Annotated in this window: 6 protein-coding genes; 5 read left to right on the top strand and 1 reads right to left on the bottom strand. The window is 69.1% G+C overall.

All coding sequences use genetic code 11. The features are described from left to right. The 5 genes from AX744_RS03240 to AX744_RS03220 all read left to right on the top strand — a co-directional run. A partial coding sequence (locus AX744_RS03240) for a SipW-dependent-type signal peptide-containing protein (RefSeq protein WP_061015382.1) occupies positions 1–546 on the top strand: 546 nt, incomplete at its 5' end. A gap of 7 nt (positions 547–553) precedes the next feature. Then, positions 554–1,171 (top strand): SipW-dependent-type signal peptide-containing protein, encoded by a 618-nt coding sequence (locus AX744_RS03235; protein ID WP_061015381.1) that lies wholly within the window; start codon positions 554–556, stop codon positions 1,169–1,171. A gap of 27 nt (positions 1,172–1,198) precedes the next feature. Beyond that, the gene (locus AX744_RS03230) at positions 1,199–1,813 is read left to right on the top strand and encodes a signal peptidase I (RefSeq protein ID WP_061015380.1); all 615 of its coding nucleotides are present in this window, start codon (positions 1,199–1,201) and stop codon (positions 1,811–1,813) included. Next, complete coding sequence (locus AX744_RS03225) at positions 1,810–2,454, top strand: LPXTG cell wall anchor domain-containing protein (RefSeq protein ID WP_061015379.1); 645 nt, start codon at positions 1,810–1,812, stop codon at positions 2,452–2,454. The genes AX744_RS03230 and AX744_RS03225 overlap by 4 nt, the downstream gene beginning before the upstream one ends. Beyond that, the gene (locus tag AX744_RS03220) at positions 2,441–2,938 is read left to right on the top strand and encodes a hypothetical protein (RefSeq protein ID WP_061015378.1); all 498 of its coding nucleotides are present in this window, start codon (positions 2,441–2,443) and stop codon (positions 2,936–2,938) included. The genes AX744_RS03225 and AX744_RS03220 overlap by 14 nt, the downstream gene beginning before the upstream one ends. Positions 2,939–3,000: 62 nt before the next feature. On the opposite strand, the gene AX744_RS03215 is transcribed toward AX744_RS03220, so the two are convergent. Then, positions 3,001–3,681 (bottom strand): YqaJ viral recombinase family protein, encoded by a 681-nt coding sequence (locus AX744_RS03215; RefSeq protein WP_046747878.1) that lies wholly within the window; start codon positions 3,679–3,681, stop codon positions 3,001–3,003. Positions 3,682–3,697: the final 16 nt, after the last annotated feature.

The raw sequence follows: 3,697 nt of genomic DNA, 5'->3' as shown, positions 1-3,697 counted from the left end.
GTGACGCTCGCGGTGTGGAACGACTCCGAGTTCGCGAACGGCACGTTCACCGCCGGCGCCTTCAACCTCCAAGGATCGACGGACGGCACCACATATGCCGACCACAACTCCGCAGGCAGTGCAGCCACGCTCGCGTTCACGCTCCCCGCCGGGCTGGTGGGGAACATGTCTCCGACGAGCTCGGTGTACGCCGGATTCTGGGTGCGTCTGGCCGGCGGGACGACGACGGCAGCCAATCTCGTCGCCGACGGCACGACCGCCGACCCCGCAGCGAGCTCCAACACCGGACACCTGTCCTATTCGATCTATCAGCTCGCACCCGGCGCGACCTGCAACGCGGCGAGTGCCACCGGAACGCCGATCGCGACCGGAGCGACGCTCGACGTGCAGACCGGTGCGACGCAGGTGCCGCTCGCCGTCGGCAGCCCCACGACAGCTCCTGGTACGGCCGTGCAACTCTGCTTCAAAGTGACGGCGGATGCGTCGCTGACGCCGAGCCTGGTGACCAACGCCACCTGGAAGTTCACGGCCACGTCGACGAGCTGAGTACGTGATGGTCACCCGCAGAGATGTGCGGGAGGGGCGGAGACTTCGATCGCGTCGACTGCGAGCCGTTCTCGCGGGAGGGCTCGTGCTCGGCATCGGCGCCGCCGCCACACTCGCCGCCTGGAACGACTCCGAGTACGGAACCGCGAACTTCACCGCGGGCCGGTTCGACATCGTCGGAGCCGTCGATGGAGCCACGTTCTCGAGCCACGCGACCACCGGCGCGGCCGCGACCCTGAACTTCCAGCTCGCTCCGACCGCCATGGCGCCGGGCAACTCCACCTATGCGTTGTTCAGCGTCAAGACAGCGAACCCGTCAGTTGCAGGAACCCTGCAGCTGTCGGCGGGGACTCCGGGGGGAACGGGACTCGCCGCCTATCTCACCTACGGAGTGCGAACGATCGCCGGTACCACCTGCAACGCGACCACGTACGCGGCCGGGACCGCGGTCGTGGCTGACGGATCGGCACTCACCGCTGGCGGATCCGCGACGCAGGTCGTCACCGCGAACGGTTCCGCACAAGTGAACTACTGCTTCGCCGTCACGCTCCCGCTCACCGCTGCGAACGCGGCGCAGGGCCTGACGATGACGCAGACCTGGCAGTTCCTCGGGACGTCGTCGTAGCAGCGATGCCAGGGAGAGGACGAGCACATGACGACCCCCACACGGCGGAGCCTGAGGGAGGACAAGACGTCCCTCGCCGCGGTCGAACCCCACGCGACCGCGGCGAGGGTACATTCCCGGATACGACCGGGGCGCGTGATCGGCGACGTGCTGCTCTGGGCGGCTGCGATCGCCGGCGCCGTCTGCATCCTGCTCGTCGTGCTCGCCTTCACGGCGCAGATCACGCTCATCATGTTCCGCACCGGCTCCATGTCGCCCACGATCCCCGCCGGTTCCGTCGCGGTGGTGCAGCGCGTGCCCGCGAGCGAGGTGGTCGTCGGTGATGTGGTCACGGTCGACCGCGAGGGGGAGCTTCCCGTCACCCACCGCGTCACCTCCGTCGTCGCGGGTGCGAGTGCGCCGGAGCGGGTGATCACGATGCGAGGGGATGCGAACGCGGCGGAGGATCCCTTCCCGTACACGGTCTCCTCGGTCAGGAAGGTGGTCTTCGCGGTTCCGGGGGTCGCGTCGATCATCGCCGGGATGGGCAATCCGATGGTGCTGGGAGTCCTGACCGTCGCGGCGACGTCGCTCGTCGTATGGGCCTTCTGGCCGCGCGAGCAGCGCCGAGCCGCTCGCGATCCCGACGGGAACGGCCCATGAGGCGCGCGCTCGCCGCGGTCCTGCTCGCGGTCGCCGTGATCGTGACGCCGGGTGCGGCCTGGGCGGCGCCCACGACACAGGTCATCCAGGGATCCGTTCTCCGTCTGGTCTCCGTCGCGGACTGGGCAGCGGCCGGCAGCCTGTTGCCGGGGCAGCCGGTGCAGTGGGACATCGAGGTGAGTGCTGACGCGCCGGATCCGGGAGTCATCGGGATCGCGGTGAGCGCGACAGGAGAAGCGCACCTGCTCCTGGACATCTCGACGTGCGCGGAGGCATGGACGGAGAGCGGATGCCCGGTGGGCGCGACGGCCCTGCGCACACGGTGGGACATCCCGCGCGACGGCGTCGAGGTTCCGCTTCTGCAGGTCGCCGACACCGAGACGACACACCTCCGCCTCGCCATCGTCCTCGATCCCGCGGGCGGTTCGGGCGCCGGCAGCACCGATGTCCGCGTGCATGCGCAGGGCGCGGGGGAGACGGTGGTCGCGGGGTCCGACGGTGCCCTGGCGACGACGGGACTTCCGTCCGCGGCGCCGTGGATCGTCGGAGCCGGTGCCGGCCTCATCGGGTCCGGTGCCGTGCTGGTGCTCCGCCGTCGACGCGCTGCTTCGTGGCAGGGGGTGCGAGATGAGGTCTCGTGAGCGTGCACGGATCCTCGCCGGAGTCGTCGGCCTCGCGGTGCTCCTCGGCGTCGCCTCGTCTCCGTCGGTGCAGATGACCGATGCCGCCTTCACCGACAGCGAGTACGCGGCACGATCGTTCACGGCATCGACGTTGGCGACTCCGGTGGTGACCTCGTGCACGGTCACGAGTTTTCTCGGCACGTTCACCGGCTTCACGATCACCTGGACCTCGCCGTACCTGACGGTGCAGCAGCGGCTGTCGATCAACAACGTCGTCGTCGACAACAGCAACGTCACGCAGAGCGGCTCCGGCCCGTACACCTACTCGTCGACGATCAGCTCCGGGCTTCTGAACACGCTGCTCGGAAGCCTGCTGGGGTCGACGAACACCGTCAAGGTCGAGAGCATCTACGCGGGAACGTCGTGGGTGTCACCGGCGGCGACGCGCACACTGTCGGTCGGCGGTCTGCTGGGCCTCGGTGGCAACAACACCTGCACCTGAGGACGGCGGACGCAGGGTGAGAGTCAGTCGTGCCGGGTCAGTCGTGCCGGTCGGTGAACTCGTCAGTCGGCGAGGGCCAGAGCACGGAAGGCGTCGCGCTCTCGAAGCTGCTCTCGGCGGCTGGCGGCGGCGTCCACGATCCGGTTCGGAACCTGCTGGCCTGTGGTGCGGCGGTAGAGCTCATCGATGAGGTCGGTGGCGAGTCCGACGAGCTTGGCGATCTCGCGGTCGTCGCGGTCGATCCACACACAGCGCGGCTCGTCGTGGATCGGCGCGAAGTCGACGTGCTCCTCCCACACGAACAGCGTGCGCTCGGCGCCGAGGACGTGCTGCTGCCACCAGATCTGACGGAGGTAGGTGCGCGGGATGCCGCGGAAAGGCTTGTTCGTGGTCTTGATCTCGGCGAGCTTCACGCGCCCGTCCGCGTCGACCGCGATGCCGTCGGGTGTGGCGAGATGACGATGCTCGACTTCGGCGCGGAACAGCGCGGACGAGGGGAGGATGCCGTGGGTGGCCGCCACCCAGGCCGCGATCTCGGGTTCGCGTCGTCGGCCGTGATCCGTGTACGCGTTGCCGCCGAAGCGGGGTCCGCCACCGAGTTTCGAGTCCGCCGCCCTGGCGATCGACTTCTCGGAGGTGAGTCCGGCCACGTCGGTCGCCGTGATGCCCCGGGATCGAGCTCTCAACCAGGCCACGCGGTCACGGGAATCCGCGACGATGCGTGCAGAGAGTTCCGGGGTCACCCTTCGACCCTAACCC

Source organism: Microbacterium sp. CCH5-D1, from assembly GCF_001557335.1.
In the GTDB taxonomy this organism is placed as follows: Bacteria; Actinomycetota; Actinomycetes; order Actinomycetales; family Microbacteriaceae; genus Microbacterium; species Microbacterium oxydans.
Note: the sequence above shows the minus strand (reverse complement) of the source record. Positions and strands in the feature narration are given on the sequence as shown.

What these genes read in the sequence shown, in the direction of transcription:
- AX744_RS03225 (WP_061015379.1), top strand. Translation starts at nt 1,810, where the DNA reads ATGAGGCGCGCGCTCGCCGCGGTCCTGCTCGCGGTCGCCGTGATCGTG.
- AX744_RS03235 (WP_061015381.1), top strand. Translation starts at nt 554, where the DNA reads ATGGTCACCCGCAGAGATGTGCGGGAGGGGCGGAGACTTCGATCGCGT.
- AX744_RS03230 (WP_061015380.1), top strand. Translation starts at nt 1,199, where the DNA reads ATGACGACCCCCACACGGCGGAGCCTGAGGGAGGACAAGACGTCCCTC.
- AX744_RS03220 (WP_061015378.1), top strand. Translation starts at nt 2,441, where the DNA reads ATGAGGTCTCGTGAGCGTGCACGGATCCTCGCCGGAGTCGTCGGCCTC.